Annotated in this window: 16 protein-coding genes; 10 read left to right on the forward strand and 6 right to left on the reverse strand. The window is 68.8% G+C overall.

The window, feature by feature from the left end:
- Positions 1-21: 21 nt before the first annotated feature.
- From E0H92_RS02200 to E0H92_RS02210, 3 genes are read right to left on the reverse strand one after another with little or no spacing between them, the layout of a single operon-like run.
- Positions 22-444: an MmcQ/YjbR family DNA-binding protein gene (locus E0H92_RS02200; RefSeq protein WP_131284412.1), complete on the reverse strand. Its 423-nt coding sequence runs from the start codon at positions 442-444 to the stop codon at positions 22-24.
- 10 nt (positions 445-454) lie between these two features.
- Positions 455-2,338, reverse strand: coding sequence for a sensor histidine kinase (locus tag E0H92_RS02205; RefSeq protein ID WP_131495218.1), 1,884 nt, complete (start codon positions 2,336-2,338; stop codon positions 455-457).
- Entirely contained in the window at positions 2,328-3,026 is a 699-nt protein-coding gene (locus E0H92_RS02210; RefSeq protein WP_131495219.1) for a response regulator transcription factor, read from the reverse strand. The genes E0H92_RS02205 and E0H92_RS02210 overlap by 11 nt, the downstream gene beginning before the upstream one ends.
- Positions 3,027-3,347: 321 nt before the next feature.
- Here E0H92_RS02210 and E0H92_RS02215 point away from each other — a divergent pair, with 321 nt between their 5' ends.
- Genes E0H92_RS02215 through E0H92_RS02230 form a run of 4 tightly spaced genes read left to right on the forward strand, consistent with a single transcriptional unit; the run spans position 3,348 to position 7,616 of the window.
- Positions 3,348-4,373 (forward strand): hypothetical protein, encoded by a 1,026-nt coding sequence (locus E0H92_RS02215; protein ID WP_238173277.1) that lies wholly within the window; start codon positions 3,348-3,350, stop codon positions 4,371-4,373.
- Positions 4,370-5,665, forward strand: a complete 1,296-nt coding sequence (locus E0H92_RS02220) for a peptidoglycan-binding protein (RefSeq protein ID WP_131495221.1) — start codon at positions 4,370-4,372, stop codon at positions 5,663-5,665. Before E0H92_RS02215 ends, E0H92_RS02220 begins: the two co-directional genes overlap by 4 nt.
- A complete protein-coding gene (locus E0H92_RS02225; protein ID WP_131467070.1) occupies positions 5,662-6,351 on the forward strand; it encodes an ABC transporter ATP-binding protein in 690 nt (229 codons plus the stop codon). Before E0H92_RS02220 ends, E0H92_RS02225 begins: the two co-directional genes overlap by 4 nt.
- Positions 6,345-7,616, forward strand: a complete 1,272-nt coding sequence (locus E0H92_RS02230; protein WP_131495222.1) for an ABC transporter permease — start codon at positions 6,345-6,347, stop codon at positions 7,614-7,616. Before E0H92_RS02225 ends, E0H92_RS02230 begins: the two co-directional genes overlap by 7 nt.
- Here the strand turns inward: E0H92_RS02230 and E0H92_RS02235 are convergent.
- Complete coding sequence (locus E0H92_RS02235; RefSeq protein ID WP_238153367.1) at positions 7,518-8,846, reverse strand: MFS transporter; 1,329 nt, start codon at positions 8,844-8,846, stop codon at positions 7,518-7,520. The genes E0H92_RS02230 and E0H92_RS02235 overlap by 99 nt on opposite strands.
- A gap of 68 nt (positions 8,847-8,914) precedes the next feature.
- On the opposite strand from E0H92_RS02235, the gene E0H92_RS02240 reads away from it, so the two are divergent.
- Positions 8,915-9,265: a VOC family protein gene (locus tag E0H92_RS02240; RefSeq protein ID WP_131495223.1), complete on the forward strand. Its 351-nt coding sequence runs from the start codon at positions 8,915-8,917 to the stop codon at positions 9,263-9,265.
- Here the strand turns inward: E0H92_RS02240 and E0H92_RS02245 are convergent.
- Positions 9,262-9,735, reverse strand: a complete 474-nt coding sequence (locus E0H92_RS02245) for a DUF4188 domain-containing protein (RefSeq protein WP_131467074.1) — start codon at positions 9,733-9,735, stop codon at positions 9,262-9,264. The genes E0H92_RS02240 and E0H92_RS02245 overlap by 4 nt on opposite strands.
- Positions 9,736-9,940: 205 nt before the next feature.
- Here E0H92_RS02245 and E0H92_RS02250 point away from each other — a divergent pair, with 205 nt between their 5' ends.
- Genes E0H92_RS02250 through E0H92_RS02260 form a run of 3 tightly spaced genes read left to right on the forward strand, consistent with a single transcriptional unit; the run spans position 9,941 to position 12,302 of the window.
- Positions 9,941-10,786, forward strand: a complete 846-nt coding sequence (locus E0H92_RS02250; protein ID WP_238153347.1) for an SAM-dependent methyltransferase — start codon at positions 9,941-9,943, stop codon at positions 10,784-10,786.
- Entirely contained in the window at positions 10,783-11,199 is a 417-nt protein-coding gene (locus E0H92_RS02255) for an acyl-CoA thioesterase (protein WP_131467075.1), read from the forward strand. Before E0H92_RS02250 ends, E0H92_RS02255 begins: the two co-directional genes overlap by 4 nt.
- Entirely contained in the window at positions 11,196-12,302 is a 1,107-nt protein-coding gene (locus tag E0H92_RS02260; RefSeq protein WP_131467076.1) for a zinc-dependent alcohol dehydrogenase family protein, read from the forward strand. Before E0H92_RS02255 ends, E0H92_RS02260 begins: the two co-directional genes overlap by 4 nt.
- Here E0H92_RS02260 and E0H92_RS02265 read toward each other — a convergent pair.
- Positions 12,284-12,736, reverse strand: coding sequence for a YciI family protein (locus E0H92_RS02265; protein WP_238173278.1), 453 nt, complete (start codon positions 12,734-12,736; stop codon positions 12,284-12,286). The genes E0H92_RS02260 and E0H92_RS02265 overlap by 19 nt on opposite strands.
- 157 nt (positions 12,737-12,893) lie before the next feature.
- Here E0H92_RS02265 and E0H92_RS02270 point away from each other — a divergent pair, with 157 nt between their 5' ends.
- Positions 12,894-14,363, forward strand: a complete 1,470-nt coding sequence (locus E0H92_RS02270) for a pre-peptidase C-terminal domain-containing protein (RefSeq protein WP_131495225.1) — start codon at positions 12,894-12,896, stop codon at positions 14,361-14,363.
- A gap of 98 nt (positions 14,364-14,461) precedes the next feature.
- Positions 14,462-15,892: a pre-peptidase C-terminal domain-containing protein gene (locus E0H92_RS02275; RefSeq protein WP_131467079.1), complete on the forward strand. Its 1,431-nt coding sequence runs from the start codon at positions 14,462-14,464 to the stop codon at positions 15,890-15,892.
- Positions 15,893-15,899 lie beyond the last annotated feature (7 nt).

A 15,899-nucleotide genomic window follows, 5' to 3' on the forward strand; every position in this document is an offset into this window, starting at 1 on the left:
ACGCTCAGTGTGACAGCGCGATCAGCTCAACCGATGCTCTCGCAGCCACATCGTTGCACGCCGGTTGGAGGCCCGGGACAGCCACGCGTCCTGGACCACCTCGGTCAGTTCCTGCCGGGTGAGTTCGCCCAGCCGGCTGGCCCGGACCAGGACCGACGGGTGGCCGTCGAAGTGCGGGGTGGAGAAGAACGGGTTCGAGTCGTCCGACAGCAGCGCGAGCTTCTCGTTCTCGGACTCGACCCAGATCATGATCACGTCGTCGTACTTGTCCCCGCTCACCGGGTCCACCGCGTCGGGTCGCGGCGTACGGAAGAACACGAAGGACTTCCCACCCACCTGGTACACGGGCCGATCCGTCCCGTCGTCCCGCTCCCACTTGGTGACGTGCGGCATCCCCGAGGCGACCTCGTGCACGTCCGCCACCCGAGCCTTGCGCGCCGCCATACCCCCGAGTCTAAGCAGGCAGCCAGATCGTGAAGGTCGAGCCGGTGTCCGGTGAGCTGGTGACGGTGACGTGGCCTTGGTGGGCTTCGGTGAGGTGCTTGGTGATGGCGAGGCCCAGTCCGCTGCCGCCGGTGGTGCGGGTACGGGAGACATCGGCGCGGTAGAAGCGGTCGAACAGGTGCGGGAGGTGCTCCGGCGCGATACCGGCGCCGTTGTCGGTGACCGTCAGGTTGTAACCCGCCTTGCCACCAGACTCCACAGGCCGTACGCCGACCACGACGTGGCCGCCCGTCGGCGTGTAGCGGATCGCGTTCGAGACCAGGTTTCCCAGGGCCTGCCGGATGCGCGCGCCGTCGACGACCGCGAGCGAAGGGCCGGCGATCGCAGCGGTCAGCGTGATCCCGGCCGTGTCCGCGGCCGGCCCGTGCGCGGAGACCACCTGTTCGACCAACTCGGAGAGGTCGCGGGAGGCCGGGTGCAGGCGGAGCATGCCGGCGTCCGCGAGGGCGAGGTCCTGAAGGTCGGCGACCAAGTGCTCGAGCAGTCCTGTCTCCTCGAGCAGCGAGGTGACCAGCGTCTGGTCGAGCGGCACCACACCGTCCTCGGACGCGACCAGGTACCCCTTGATGTTCGCCAGCGGCGTCCGCAGCTCGTGCGCCACGTCGCTGACCATCGCCTTGCGCTGGAAGTCGTGCCGCTGGATCGACTCGGCCATGTCGTTGAACGCATGCCCGAGCCGCGCCACCTCGTCCTTCCCGCTCACCGGCACGCGCGCCGCGTGGTCCCCGTTGCTCATCCGCTGCGTCGCACCCGTCAGCGCCACGATCGGCCGGACCAGTCGACGCCCGGCGAAGAGCATCACCAGCGCCGCGATCAGCAGCACCCCCAGCGCGGTCGCCGCCGTCCGCAGCAGTCCCTCACCGGAGAAGACGTTGAACGTGCTCTTCGCCCCGAGGTACAGCTTCGCGGGCGGAGCGACGTACGGCGTCAGCGCCTGGCTGCGGGCCTGGGTGCTGCAGTCGACGAACTTGTCCGTGAAGTCGGCCTTGTTCTTCGGCTCGAGCGACTTCAGTCCCCCGACGTTGTTGATGATCTGGTAGTTGATGCGCGCGGCATCCAGACAGGCGGTCGCGCGCCGGATCTCGTCGTCGTTGACGATCTTGGCCTTGGCGCTCGGCGCGTACAGTCCGGGCGAGTAACAGGCGTCGTCCTTCGCATCGAGACCGGGCTTCTCCAGCACCCGCGCGCCGGCGAGCGACTGCGTCGACTCGACCATCACCTGCGGGACGGCCTCGCCGGTCTGCGCGAGGCTCGCGGGCCTGCCCTTCGCGGTATAGCAGTCCGCGACCTGCTGGGCGAGCTCTGCCTGCTTCTGCTTCTCCTCCTCGGTCAGCCCCCAGTCGGGAGCGCCGATGAACGGCGGGATCGCGGTCGCGGTCGTGACGAACCCGCCCGCCCCGTCGGCCGCGATCGTCTTGCGGGCGGTGTAGACGTTCATCACGCTCGAGATTCCGGCGAGCTTCGCGCCGCCGGAGTTCCGTACGTCGATCGTTGCCGCAGGCACCGACGGGAGGTCGGGCGCGGCGCCGAGCTTGCGGGCCGAGTCCGCGATCACCGAGCCGTCCTCGGCGAGGACCGCGACCCGGCGGCCGAGTTTGCCGGCCAGCTCGTGCACCAACTTGTCCACACCCGACCAGGTCGGATGATCCGCGGCGTACTTCGACAGCTGGCCGTAGATCTCGCCGTCCACCTGCAGTTGCCCGGTGTTCGCGTCGATCTCGCCCTGCAGCTTCTCGGTCGTGCTGTACGTCGCGATCACCGCGGTGGCGATCACGGCCCCGAGCGCGACCGCGAGCGACAGCCCGAGGAACCGGATCAGCACACTACGACGCATGACTGACCGCCTGGTCCGCGAGCTTGTACCCCACGCCGTACACGGTCTTCAGGTACGCCGGTGGGCCCGATGACGGCTCGATCTTCTTCCGCAGATTCATCACGTGGACGTCGACGGTCCGGTCGAACACGTAGTGGTCGAAGCCGAACGCGTGCTCGAGCAACTGCTGCCGCGAGAACGCCCGTCCCGGCGAGGCCGCCAGGCAGGCGAGGATCTTGAACTCGGCCGGGGTCAGCTCGACCAGCTCCCCGGCCAGCCGGACCTCGTGCCGGCCCGGGTCGATCTCGAGCTCGCCGACGCGGTACACCTCGCCCTCGGCACGGCTCCGGGTCCGGCGCAGCACCGACCGGACCCGCGCGACCAGTTCGCGCGGGTTGTACGGCTTGGTCAGGTAGTCGTCGGCGCCGAGATCGAGCCCGAGCAGCAGGTCGTCCTCGGTCGAGCGGGCGGTCAGCATGATGATCGGGACATCGCCGTCCGCCCGCAGCACCCGGCAGACGTCCAGGCCGTCGACCTTGGGCATCATCACGTCGAGCACCAGCAGGTCCGGGCTGCGCCGGCGGGCCTCGTCGATCGCCTCCCGGCCGTCGTGCACGACGACAGTCAGGTGCCCTTCCCGTTCGAGGTACCGCCGGATCAGCTCCGCCTGCTTGAGGTCGTCTTCGGCGACCAGGATCCGCGCTGGCATTAGTGCCCCGAGCCGGGTGCTGGTCGGCACTGGAGGCGCCCAGGCAAGCGCCTCGCTGCGTTGGAAGAGCAGACACGATAAAACCACATCGAGTCAGCTCTTCCGCCTTGCGATGCACTCACCTGGACACCTCCAGCACTCGACCAGCACCCGGCTCGGGGCACTACCTCAATGTCGCGTAAGTTGATGAGAATCCGATGAAGATCGGCTGAGAGCATCAGGTGCAAACGGGACCTTCACAGGTTCTTCACGGCCGCGGCGGCACGCTCCACTGCCATGAAGAGAACAGCATTAGGGCTTGTATCGCGATCCCTCGCCGTGATGGCGGTCCTCGCGCTGGCCGCCTGTGGGAACGACAAGACGCCGGTCGCGTCCGATCAGCAGGGCGACAAGAGTCCGCTCGCGGAGTACATGGGCGACGGTTTCGTCAGTTCGTCCGGCGGCGGGTTCCGGATGGCGGTCCGGGCCGGCGGTGCGCAGAATCCGACCGAGGAGGATCTGGCCAAGCAGCGCAAGGTCGAGGACGCCACCGTCACCTGCATGAAGGCGGCCGGCTTCGAGTACGTCGCCGTACCGCCCGAACAGAACGCGAAGAGCAAGTTCAGCGAGGCGTTCAACCTGCCGCCGGACAAGTTCGCCGAACAGTACGGGTACGGCATCAGCACGATCGACTGGTCCAAGGCCGGAGCCGACGACACGAACCCGAACACCAAGATCCGGAGCGCGCTGTCGCCGGCCGCGCAGAAGGCGTACGACAAGGCGCTGAACGGACCGAACGCGACCGGGAACGGCGCGATCGTGGTCGAGAACGGCAAGGGCGACGGCCCGAGCACGAGCGGACAGCAGGACCTGGGCTGCCGCGGCAAGGCGGTCAAGCAGGTGTACGGCGACGGTGCGGACCGGAGCGTCGACTTCAAGAAGTTCGACAGCCTGTTCGAGGACATCCAGGCGCTGCAGAAGCGGATCGACACCGACCAGCGCGTGGTGGACGCCACCAGCGCCTGGTCCGACTGCATGGCCGACGCCGGGCACTCCGGTCTCAAGAAGGTCGACGACCCGCGGCAGCAGATCCAGCAGAAGCTTGACGCGCTGACCGGGAACAAACCGCCCGCGAAGGGCGGACCGTCGAAGACGATCACCGGCCCGCCGTCGTTCGACAAGGTCGACTCGGCGAAGCTTTCGGAACTGCGCAAGTCCGAGATCGCGCTCGCGGTCGCGGACCAGAAGTGCCGGGCGAGCGGGTACGAGGACGCGTACAAGAAGGTGCAGTACGCCGCCGAGAAGGAGTTCGTCGACCAGCACAAGGCCGAGCTCGAGGCGTACCGCGACGAGACGGCGAACCGGTGACCGCTTCGCCCAAGTCCCGCCGCCGGGTGCTGGTCAGTGTGGCCGGGGTGGCCGTGGCCTCACTGGGTATCGGGGTGGTGGCGGGAAGCCGGATCAGCTCGCCGGAGGACGCCGCCGCGAAGACCGCGGCACCGAAGGCGTCCCAGATCACCGTGCCGGTGGCGAAGAAGGCGCTGTCCAGCAAGGTGGTCGGCCGGGGCGACGCGTCGTTCGACGGCGCGGTCAACATCCGGGTCGAGACCAGCGGCATCAAGACCGCGCCGATCGTGACCGGGAAGGTCCCGGCCGTCGGATCGACGCTCACCGAGGGGAAGGCGCTGCTGGAGATCACCGGGCGGCCGGTGATCGGGTTGGCCGGCGTCCTGCCGATGTATCGCACGTTGTCGCCGGGCAGCAAAGGCCCGGACGTGCTGCAGCTGGAGCAGACGCTGGACCGGCTCGGGCTCGACCCCGGCGAGGTCGACGACGAGTACGACCTGGACACGTCGGCGGCCGTGGAGCGCTTGTACGAGGAGGCGGGGTACGACGCCCCGGTCGCGGACGAGCAGTTCACCCAGGCCGTCGACCAGGCGAAGAAGCAGGTCGACGCCGCGAAGAAGCAGCTCCGGCAGGCGCAGTCGCAGCTCAAAGCGGCCAAGGACGCGAAGGCGAAGGACACCTCCGTGCAGCAAGGCTCTGTAGACGACGCGGAGGAGAACCTTGCGGACGCTCAGGAGGCGCAGAACGAGGCTGAGTTCAAGGCCGGTACGCCGCTGCCGGTGTCCGAAGTGGTCTACGTGAAGACGCTTCCGCGCCGCGTCGACGACGTGAAGGTCGAGCGCGGCGGGACCGTGAACGGTGTGGTGATGTCGGCCAGCGGTGCGTCCCTGGTCGTCACGGTCAAGGTCGACGCCGAGACCGCACAGCGGCTCAAGGCAGGTATGGCGGCGACTCTCGATCTCGGTGACAGCGTGTCAGTCGCCGGAAAGGTCCGCCGGGTCACGAAGAACGGGAACCAGTACGACGTGGTGGTCGCGCCGAACGCGTTGACCGCGAGCCAGTTGGCGCTGCTCCGGGACGCCAACGTGCGGGTGACGATCCCGATCAAGAGCACCAGCGGCAAGGTTCTCGCCGTACCGGTCGCCGCCTTGTCGTCGGGATCCGACGGCGCTTCGCGGGTCGAGGTGCTGCGGAACGGGAAGGTCGAGCTGATTCCGGTCACGGTCGGGCTGACCGCGGACGGGTTCGCGCAGGTCACGCCGAAGGGCGACGCGAAGTTGTCCGAGGGCGATCAGGTGGTGGTCGGGCGATGAGTACCGCAGTCGCGTTACCGGCGCCGGTCGTCGAGATGATCGGCGTCCGGCGGTTCTTTCCGGGGCCGCCCGAAGTGCAGGCGATCAACGGGATCGACCTGATCATCGGGCAGGGGGAGTACCTGTCGATCGTCGGGCCGTCGGGGTCCGGGAAGTCGACGTTGCTGCACCTGCTCGGGTTGTTGGACAACCCAACGGGTGGGGTCTACCGGCTGGACGGCGTGGACACGATGAGCCTGCGCGAGCGGCGGCGCGCCGTACTGCGGGGGGAGCGGATCGGGTTCGTGTTCCAGTCGTTCCATCTGCTCGACCATCGCACCGTCCTGGAGAACGTGGCGCTCTCGATGGTGTACGTCGGCGTACCGCGACGGCAACGGATGGCGCGGGCGCGGGTCGCGCTGGAGCGGGTCGGGCTGTCGCACCGGATGGAGTTCGCGCCGACCACGCTCTCCGGCGGTGAGCGGCAGCGGGTCGCGATCGCCCGGGCGCTCGTCGCGGAACCCAGTCTGCTGCTCGCGGACGAACCGACCGGCAACCTGGACAGTGCGAACGCGGAGGCGATTCTGCAGGTGTTCGACGAACTGCACTCCGAGGGCATGACGCTGGCCGTCATCACCCACGACGACCACGTCAGCCGCCGCGCCCAACGCCAGGTCCGCATCGTCGACGGAACCCTCCAGTGGTAACCCAAGCAGGCCTCCCGGACCCGACCGGCGGGCCGTCCACGTCCAGGCGACGACGCCGGCTCAGGTCTCGTCCCGCCGTACGGGACCTTCTCGACGAGGCCCTGGCCGGTGTCGCCGCTCGGCCGACTCGACTGATTCTCACCACCCTTGGCACCGTGCTCGGGGTTGCTGCTCTGGTGGGAACTGTGGGGCTGGGGCAGACGGCGGCCGGGCAGATCACGCAGCGGTTCGATCTGGCCGCGGCTACTCGAGTAGTGGTGCAGCCGGACGACAAGGGCGGGCAGGAAGGAGAGGCGGCGACACAACTGCCGTGGGACGCGCCGGACCGGATCAAGCGGCTGAACGGCGTCGACGCAGTCGGGACCGTCAGCAAACTGGAAATCGGTGACGACCTGGTGCAGAACGTCACCGGCCTGGACGGCGGTGCCGGGAAGGCGCTCCAGGTCATGGCCGGATCATCCGGTCTCTGGGACGCAGTCCGCGCAGTGCTCAAAACAGGCCGCTTCTTCGACGACGGTCACGACCAGCGCGCCGACAAGGTCGTCGTCCTGGGCAAACACGCGGCAGAGCGGCTCGGCATCAACCGGGTCGACTCACAGCCGGCCGTGTTCATCGGCGACGAGCCCTACACGGTGATCGGCATCCTCGACTCCGTCACCGGCCGCGCCGACCTGAACGACGCCGTCATCATGCCGAACGGCACCGCGAAAGAGGCCTACAACCTCGAGTCGCCGGACGCGGTCGAGATCCGTACGGCGGTCGGCGCCGCGCAACTGATCGCGGAGCAGGCCCCGATCGCGATCGAGCCGAACAACCCGAGCACCCTCACCGTCGACGCCCCGCCGAAGCAGGGCGCCGTACGCAAGGGTGTGGAGTCCGACCTGAACGCGCTGTTCCTGCTGCTCGGCGCGGTCGCGCTCCTGGTCGGCGGTCTCGGCATCGCGAACGTCACGCTGCTGTCCGTCCTGGAACGCATCTCGGAGATCGGTCTGCGCAGAGCACTCGGCGCGGCCCGGCGACATATCGCGGTGCAGTTCCTGGTGGAGAGCGTGATCGTCGGTTTCCTCGGCGGACTGCTCGGTACGGCGGTCGGCGTCATCCTGACCGTCGGCGTCTCCTGGGTCCGCGACTGGACGCCGATCCTGGACAACCGGCTGGCGTTCGGTTCACCCCTGCTGGGTGCGTTCATCGGTCTGGTCGCCGGCACCTATCCCGCCTGGAAGGCCTCCGCCATTCAGCCGATCACCGCGTTGCGAGGCACGTGAGTAGACCACGGCGGTGATCGCGAAGCCGACCACGATCAGCGCGAGCACCGGGTAGGACTTCCCGCTGTCGGGCAGGATCGCCGCGCCGAGTGCGGCCGCGGAGACCTGCCCGACGTTGAAGATCATGTCGTACAGCGAGAACACCCGCCCGCGGTACACGTCGTCGACACCCGTCTGCACGAGGGTGTCGACGCTGATCTTGATGCCCTGCGCGCAGAACCCGGTCAGGAACCCGCCGACCACCATCGCGGGCTGGGTGTAGAGCCCGATCGGTACGGCGCTCACCACCGCCGCGGCCGCGAACAGCACCGTGATCCACTGCCGCAGCGCCATCACCCGGGTACCCCACGGCGTGATCAGCGCGGCAACGAACAGGCCGGCGCCGACCGCGCCGGTCGCGATCGCGAGCCCGCCGAACGCCTGATCCAGCTGGCCGGGCCCGTAGAAGTAGTTGCGGTACAGCAGGATCATCGCGACCGTCATCAGCCCGAAGAAGAACCGTAGCGACCCGATCGCGGCCAGGCCGAGGGCGGGCTGCGGGCGGGCGCGGAGGTGCCGGCCGCCGTCGACGAGACCGGTCGCGATCGTCCGGAGCGCTTCGGTGATACCGGGTTCGTCGCCGTTCAGGTCCGGGCCGAGCTGGTCGCGCCGCAGCCGGAGGGCGAGGAGGGCGGCGGCCGTGTAGACGACGACGGTCAGCCCGAGCACGACCAGGTCGGAGTCGACGAGCAGTTTCACCCCGGCGCCGATCCCGCCGCCGATCAGGAAGAACGCCGTACCGGAGGTCGGGGTGACGGCGTTCGCCATCACCAGCTCGTCCCGCTCGACCACGTGCGGGAGGCCGGCAGAGAGGCCGGAGAGCAGGAAGCGGTTGACGCCGAGGGTGAGGAGTACGGCGAGGTAGAACAGCACGCCCGCGTTCCCGGCCGCGACGATCGCGCCGACGCCGATGACGAGCGCGGCCCGGGTCAGGTTCGCCCCGAACAGGATCTGGCGGCGCGACCAGCGGTCCAGCAGTACGCCGGTGAACGGTCCGAGGATCGAGTACGGCAGCAGCGACACCGCGAACAGCCCCGCGATCGCAGCCGCATCCGGCGCCCGCTCCGGCGAGAACAGCACGTACGACGCCAGCGCGACCTGGAACACCCCGTCCCCGCACTGCGACGTCAGCCGAACCGCAAACAACCGCCGGAAATCCCGCCGCCGCAACAGCGTCCGCAAATCCCGCATGAACCGCACGCCTGCACTGTAACCGCCACACATGTCGAGACCGGCCGGCGTGCTCCGACGTACTGAGCATGACCGAGAAGCACGCAGCCTGGATCGACATCACCGCCACGGACGCCACGGTGTCCCGCGCCTTCTACGCCGAGCTGTTCGGCTGGCGCCTCCAGTTGGTGGAGGCGCTCGACTACGCACTGGTCGAGCCGGAGCCGGGCACGCTGCCGGGCGGCATCGGCTCCGCGGACGGGACGAGGCCGGCCGGTATCACGACGTACTTCTCGGTGCCGGATGTCGAGGCGGCACTCGCCCGCGCGGCCGAGCTAGGTGCGAAGGTCGCCAGCGCACCGTGGACCGTGCCCGGGCTGGGGACGATGGCGGTGGTGCTGGATCCGGACGGCAACCGGATCGGGCTCTGGGCGGACTAGTTCTTCAGGCGTTCGGCGGCGGTGTCGCCGCGTTTGCTGACCGGTTCGACGCCGGTGACCTTGCCGAGGCCGAGGAGGGGCATGTTGCCGTAGATCGTCTCGGTGTTGCCGGCCGGTACGACGTACGTCTCGTGCCAGATGCCGACCGCGCCGCTCTTGAACGAGTTGCGGAAGTACTCGACCCAGGCGGGCCGGTGCGTGCGGCCGGTGTCGTTCGCGAACTCCTGGAGCTTCTCCACCGACGCCCAGTACTGGATCAGTGTGATCCCGCGCCACGTCGGCAGCGTCCGGAATCCCAGCAGCCCGCTCTCCTTGTCCTTCATCAGTTCCCGCAGCATCGGGCCCATCGCCCGGAACACCGGCAGCCACGCGCGCACCTTCACCAGCGAGTTGACCCGCATCCCGATCAGGAACACGACCACCTCCCCGTCGTACGCCGCCGTCTGCCGCCCCTGAATCACGTCGCCCATGGTCGTCCCCTCACGTCGTGGAAGTAGTCCACCACGATCGAACCCGGGCCGGAATTCAATCCTCTGTAAAGGCCGGTGCCGGACGCGCCGGAGCTGATGGCATGCACGCCCGGGAGCGGTAGTGTCGTTCTGCCGATGTCACAGTCCGTTGTGCACCGGTTACGATGGCTACTCAGTTCTGAGCCGCAGCGCGGATGGGAATTTCATGGCTGAATCGCAGGATGCCGACGTCGACCCGCGGATGTACGAGCAGTTGAAGCTCGACCGGCCGCACGGCGCCCGGGTGTACGACTACTTCCTCGGCGGGAAGGACAACTTCGCGATCGACCGGCAGGCCGCCGAGCACCTGCTGCAGGCGTTCCCGGGGTTCCGCACCGCCGCCCTGTCGAACCGGATGTGGATGCACCGCGCGGCGAAGTACGCCGCCGAGCAGGGCATCACCCAGTTCCTCGACGTCGGCACCGGCATCCCGACCAGCCCGAACCTGCACGAGGTCGTCCAGGAGATCACCCCGTCGGCGCACGTGGTGTACGCCGACAACGACCCGATCGTGCTCGCGCACTCGCGCGCGCTGCTGGTGAGCAAGCCGGAAGGGAAGACGGCGTACCTCCAGGCCGACGTCACCGACCCGCAAGCGATCCTGCAGTCCGACGAGGTCAAGGAGCTCATCGACTTCAGCAAGCCGGTCGCGCTCAGCATCGTCGGCGTCTTCCACTACCTGCCGGACGCTCTGAAGCCGTACGACCTGGTGCGCCAGCTGGTCGAGCCGCTCGCCCCCGGTTCGCTGCTGATCTTCTCGCACTGCACTCCGGACTTCGCGCCGGACCTGTGGGAGCGGGCGATGGTGGTCTACAAGGCCGACGGCGGTGACGCGCAGGTCCGGTCGAAGGAAGAGGTCACCGAGTTCTTCGAGGGCACCGAGCTGGTCGAGCCCGGCGTCGTGTCGCCGTTCCGCTGGTACCCCGACGAGGAGACCCAGCGCCTGGTCGACAAGGGCGAGTTCACCGACATCATGTGCAGCCTCTGGGTGGGTGTCGGCCGCAAGCCGTGAGCCGCAGCGCGTATCCGCACCACCTGGCGATCACGCTGCGGTGGAAGGACAACGACGTCTACGGGCATGTCAACAACGTCGAGTACTACAGCTTCTTCGACACCGTGATCAACGACTTCCTGATCCGCCGCGGTGGGCTCGACATCCATCGCGGTGACGTGATCGGGTTGTGCGTGGACTCGCAGTGCACGTTCAAGCAGCCGCTCGAGTTTCCCGGGGTCGTCGACGCCGGGTTGCGGTGCGGGCAGCTGGGCAACTCCAGCGTGCGCTACGAGATCGCCCTGTTCCGCGAGGGCTCGGACGAACCGGCCGCGACCGGCCGGTTCGTGCACGTCTTCGTCGGACGGCAGGACCGCGTTCCGGTCCCGGTCCCGGACGAGATCCGCGCCGCACTCGAAGGGATCACGGGATGATCGTGCGTGGCGCCGTACTGCGGGAGATGGGTCTGCCGGCGCCCTACGCCGAGTCGCGGCCGCTGCAGGTGGAAGAGCTGGAACTCGCGCCACCGGGCCCGGGGGAGTTGCTGGTCCGGATCCGCGCCGCCGGGCTCTGCCACTCCGACCTCTCGGTGATCGACGGATCGCGGCCGCGCGTGATGCCGATGCTCCTCGGCCACGAGGCCACCGGCGAGGTCGTCGAGTCGAACGCACCAGGTTTCGCGGTCGGTGACGTGGTCGCCTGCGCCTTCGTACCCGCCTGCGGAACCTGCGGCCCCTGCGCCGAAGGCCGCCCCGCCCTCTGCGAACCCGGCGCCACGGCCAACACCGCCGGCACTCTCCTCACCGGCACCCGCCGCCTCACCGGCGTGCATCACCATCTGGGTGTCTCCGGGTTTGCGGATCATGCGGTGATCTCGGCGCATTCGGCGGTGAAGATCGACCCGTCTCTCCCACCGGAGATCGCCGCGCTCTTCGGTTGCGCCGTGATGACCGGGGTCGGCGCGGTCGTCAACACCGCTCAGGTCCGGGCCGGTCGCAGCGCGGTGGTCTTCGGCCTAGGCGGAGTCGGATTGTCGGCGCTCCTCGGCGCCGTCCTCGTCGGAGCGCATCCGATCGTCGCCGTCGACGTCGTACCGCTGAAGCTCGCCCTTGCCCAGGAGTTGGGTGCAACCGTGATCGTGGACGCCCGCGACACCGACGCGATCGAGCAGGTCCGCGCGGCCACCGGCGGCGGCGCCGACTACGCGTTCGAGACGGTCGGCAGCGCGAAAGTACTCGAGCAGGCGTACGCCGCCACGCGCCGCGGCGGGACCACGGTCACCGTAGGACTGCCCCACCCGTCGCAAACATTCAGCGTGCCCGCCGTCAGCCTGGTCGCGGAGGAGCGCACGCTGAAGGGCTCGTACCTCGGCTCATCGGTGCCGTCCCGCGACATCCCGCGGTACGTCGCCCTGTACCGTGCCGGCCGCCTACCCGTCGACCGGCTGTTGACCGCGACGGTCGGGCTCGACGACCTCAATCAGGCCTTCGACGACTTGGCCGCCGGCACCTCGATCCGTCAGGTGTTGCTCTTCTGAAGGTTCTCGGCGGCCTTCTGGAACGTGTGTTCGTTGCGGTCCCGAGCCTCGTCCGTGTAGTTGTCACCGAAGAAGTCGGCGGTGGGCACCTGCCGGATCTCCAGCAGCCCGGAGGTGCCGGCGGCGTCGGCGTCACGGCCGTCCGCCGCGACACAGCGCCAGCCCCATTCGAGCGCCTCCTCGCGGGACGCGACCTCGATCAGGCAGAACCCGGCGATCAGTTCCTTGGTCTCGGTGAACGGGCCGTCGATCACCCGCTGCTTGCCCTCGTCCAGCTGCAGCCGGAAGCCGTGCGAGCTCGGCAGTAGCCCGTCGCCCGCGAGCAGCACGCCCTTCTCCGCCATCTCGGCCATCACCAGGCCCATGGCGGTCAGGCTCTCCTCGGTCGGAGGCTGCCCGGCCTCGGACTCTTCGGTGGCCTTGAAAATCATCATGAACCGCATCGAGACCCTCCCAAGTCGACGTTAAATCCCGAGACGAATCTATACAGCGACTGGGGGTTTCGGGCAGGCTACGCACAGCGAGTTCGTGTACACCGCTCGTGAGTATGTCAAGTGAGGCACGCCGAAGTACCTGAGGAGTTCCCGCCCCATGCCAAACCGCCCCCGCCCACGTCCCCGCCCCAAGACCCGCCGGATCGCAGGCCTGGCCTGTGCCGGCGCCGTAGTTTTCGGCGCTCTGGCCGTCGCCGTCGGTAACCAGGCCGACGCCCAGCAGCCCGCTCCGCGTCCCATCGACCAGCTGCTCGGCCAGGAGCTGCAGGGCAAGGCCGCGCTCGGCCGGGTCCAGTCCCGGCTCGCCGAGATCGCCGATCAGAACAAGCTGCCCACCGACCACCTGCGCCAGATCCTGGCGACCGACCGCACCGCCTGGCTGGACCGCGGCGGCAAGCTGTTCTACCGCGAGCCGGTCGCCACTGCCACCGAGCGGAAGACCGGAGCCGCGGCCTCGCCCCGCTGGGCCACGCAGGCGGTCGCTGCCGCGACCGGTCCGGCGTTCGAGCTACACAGCAAGCCCGGGTCGAACCGGGTCATCTACCTCGACTTCGACGGCCACACGATCACCGGTACGGCGTGGAACACGAACGGCAAACCGTCCACCGTGAACGTCACGCCGTACGACACCAACGGGAACACCAGTACCTGGAGCACGGCCGAGCAGGACGTCGTACGCGATGTCTGGGCTCGCGTCGCGGAGGACTACGCGCCGTTCGACGTGGACGTGACGACGCAGCAGCCGGCCGCGGCGGCGATCACCCGGTCCGGTGCTTCCGACCAGCAGTACGGGACGCGGGTGCTGATCGACCCGACCACCTGGTACCAGTCCGGCTGCGGTTGCGGCGGCGTCGCGTACGTCGGCGTGTACGACAACACCAGCAACCACTCGTACTACCAGCCCGCGCTGGTCTTCACCAAGGGCGTCGGGACCGGTGCGAAGAACATCGCCGAGGCCGCGTCGCACGAGGCGGGCCACAACGTCGGCCTCTCGCACGACGGCACCGCGTCCGTCGGGTACTACTCCGGCCACGGCGCCTGGGCGCCGATCATGGGCGTCGGGTACTCGAAGGCGATCAGCCAGTGGAGCAAGGGCGAGTACACCGGCGCGAACAACAAGGAAGACGACTTCGCGGTGGTCGGCCAGAACGGGCTGGCACTGCGAGGCGACGACCACGGCAACGGTACGTCGGATGCCACCGCGCTGACGCTCGGGACGAGCGTGAAGGGTGTGTACGCCAACGACTCCGATGTCGACACCTTCCGGATCGATCTCGCGGCCGGCACCTTCAACTTCGCAGCCGCCGCGGCCGCGTCCGGCGCGGACCTGGACATCAAGCTCCAGCTGCTGAACTCGTCGGGTGCCGTCGTCGCCAGCGCGGACCCGGCGGCCGGGCAGTCCAACTCGGCCACCCCGACCGGGCTGAGCGCGAGCATCAGCCGCCAGGTCACGGCCGGCCGCTACTACCTCCGGATCGAGAACACCGGGTACGGCAGCCCGCTGAACACCGGCTACTCGACGTACGGCAGCCGCGGCGCCTACACGGTCCGCGTCACCGCCGGCTGACCCTTCGAGCTACCCGGGGCCGTCGATCCCACCGAGATCGACGGCCTCGGGTCTTTGGGGGGCTCCGCCCATCGGGGGGACGTGAGGAGGAACCCGTAGTGAACAGAATTCGCCGCACCGGCGCACTCGCGTGTGCTGGTGCTGTTGTCTTTGGAGGGCTGGCTGTCGCGCTCGGCAGCCAGGCCGATGCGCAACAGACGCCGATCGACCAGTTGCTGTCGCAGCCGTTGGCCGGCAGCTCGGCGCTCGGTAAGGTCCAGGCGCGGCTGGCCGAGGTTGCCGCGCACAACGGCCTGCCGACCGACCAGTTGCGGCAGATCCTTGCCACCGACAAGACCGCGTGGCTCGATGCCGACAGCAAACTGTTCTTCCGCGAGCCCGGTCTGACCGTCGCGCAGAAGTCTCCCGAGGCGTCACCACGCTGGGCGCGTACGGCGGCCGCCGCGGCGACCGGCCCGGCGTTCGAGCTGCACAGCAAGCCCGGCTCGAACCGGGTCATCTACCTGGACTTCGACGGCCACACCATCACCGGTACGGCGTGGAACGCGTCGAAGGGCGTCGATCCCGTCAACGTCTCGGCGTACGACACCGACGGCGATCCGGCTCGTTGGAGTACGGCGGAGCAAGACGTCGTTCATGAGGTGTGGGCCCGGGTCGCGGAGGACTACGCGACGTTCGACGTGGACGTGACGACACAGGAGCCGGCACAGTCCGCGATCGACCGGTCGGGCGCGTCGGACCTCGCGTACGGAACGCGGGTGCTGATCGATCCGGATACCTGGTACCAGTCCGGGTGTGGTTGCGGCGGCGTGGCGTACGTCGGCGTGTACGACAGCACCAGCCAGCACGACTACTACCAGCCGGCACTCGTGTTCACGAAGGGCGTCGGCACCGGTGCGAAGAACCTCGCCGAGGCCGCGTCGCACGAGGCGGGCCACAACGTCGGCCTGTCGCATGACGGCACGTCGACGGTCGGGTATTACCAGGGCCACGGCGCGTGGGCGCCGATCATGGGCGTCGGGTACTACCGCGGTATCAGCCAGTGGAGCAAGGGCGAGTACGCCGACGCGAACAACACGGAAGACGACTACGCGGTCGTCGGCTCGCACGGACTCGCACTGCGCGCGGACGAGGCCGGTGACACCGTCGGCGACGCCGCTGCGCTGACCGTCGGTACGCCCGCGTCGGGCGTCATCGCAGCCGAGAACGACACCGACGTCTATCGCGTCGACGTGAGTGCTGCCGGCAACTACACCGCGACTGCGAGCTCCGCGCCGAGTGGCGGCAACCTCGACATCAAGTTGGACCTGCTGGACAGCTCCGGCGCGATCGTTGCGTCGAACGACCCGGCATCCGGGCAGAGCGACGCCGGCACGCCGACGGGTCTCGGTGCGAGTGTTAGCGGCAGCCTTCAGCCGGGTACGTATTACCTGCGGATCGACAACGTGGGCTACGGCGACCCGCTGAACACGGGCTACTCGACGTACGGCAGTCGAGGCGCCTACACCCTCGGAGTTTCGCCCTCCTGAACCCTGT

Source organism: Kribbella speibonae, assembly GCF_004331375.1.
GTDB lineage: Bacteria > Actinomycetota > Actinomycetes > Propionibacteriales > Kribbellaceae > Kribbella > Kribbella sindirgiensis.

Coding starts and splice junctions, on each gene's coding strand:
- E0H92_RS02235 (WP_238153367.1), bottom strand. CDS start 8,846: ATGCGGGATTTGCGGACGCTGTTGCGGCGGCGGGATTTCCGGCGGTTG.
- E0H92_RS02225 (WP_131467070.1), top strand. CDS start 5,662: ATGAGTACCGCAGTCGCGTTACCGGCGCCGGTCGTCGAGATGATCGGC.
- E0H92_RS02270 (WP_131495225.1), top strand. CDS start 12,894: ATGCCAAACCGCCCCCGCCCACGTCCCCGCCCCAAGACCCGCCGGATC.
- E0H92_RS02205 (WP_131495218.1), bottom strand. CDS start 2,338: ATGCGTCGTAGTGTGCTGATCCGGTTCCTCGGGCTGTCGCTCGCGGTC.
- E0H92_RS02250 (WP_238153347.1), top strand. CDS start 9,941: ATGGCTGAATCGCAGGATGCCGACGTCGACCCGCGGATGTACGAGCAG.
- E0H92_RS02240 (WP_131495223.1), top strand. CDS start 8,915: ATGACCGAGAAGCACGCAGCCTGGATCGACATCACCGCCACGGACGCC.
- E0H92_RS02210 (WP_131495219.1), bottom strand. CDS start 3,026: ATGCCAGCGCGGATCCTGGTCGCCGAAGACGACCTCAAGCAGGCGGAG.
- E0H92_RS02245 (WP_131467074.1), bottom strand. CDS start 9,735: ATGGGCGACGTGATTCAGGGGCGGCAGACGGCGGCGTACGACGGGGAG.
- E0H92_RS02200 (WP_131284412.1), bottom strand. CDS start 444: ATGGCGGCGCGCAAGGCTCGGGTGGCGGACGTGCACGAGGTCGCCTCG.
- E0H92_RS02265 (WP_238173278.1), bottom strand. CDS start 12,736: ATGATGATTTTCAAGGCCACCGAAGAGTCCGAGGCCGGGCAGCCTCCG.
- E0H92_RS02260 (WP_131467076.1), top strand. CDS start 11,196: ATGATCGTGCGTGGCGCCGTACTGCGGGAGATGGGTCTGCCGGCGCCC.
- E0H92_RS02215 (WP_238173277.1), top strand. CDS start 3,348: ATGGCGGTCCTCGCGCTGGCCGCCTGTGGGAACGACAAGACGCCGGTC.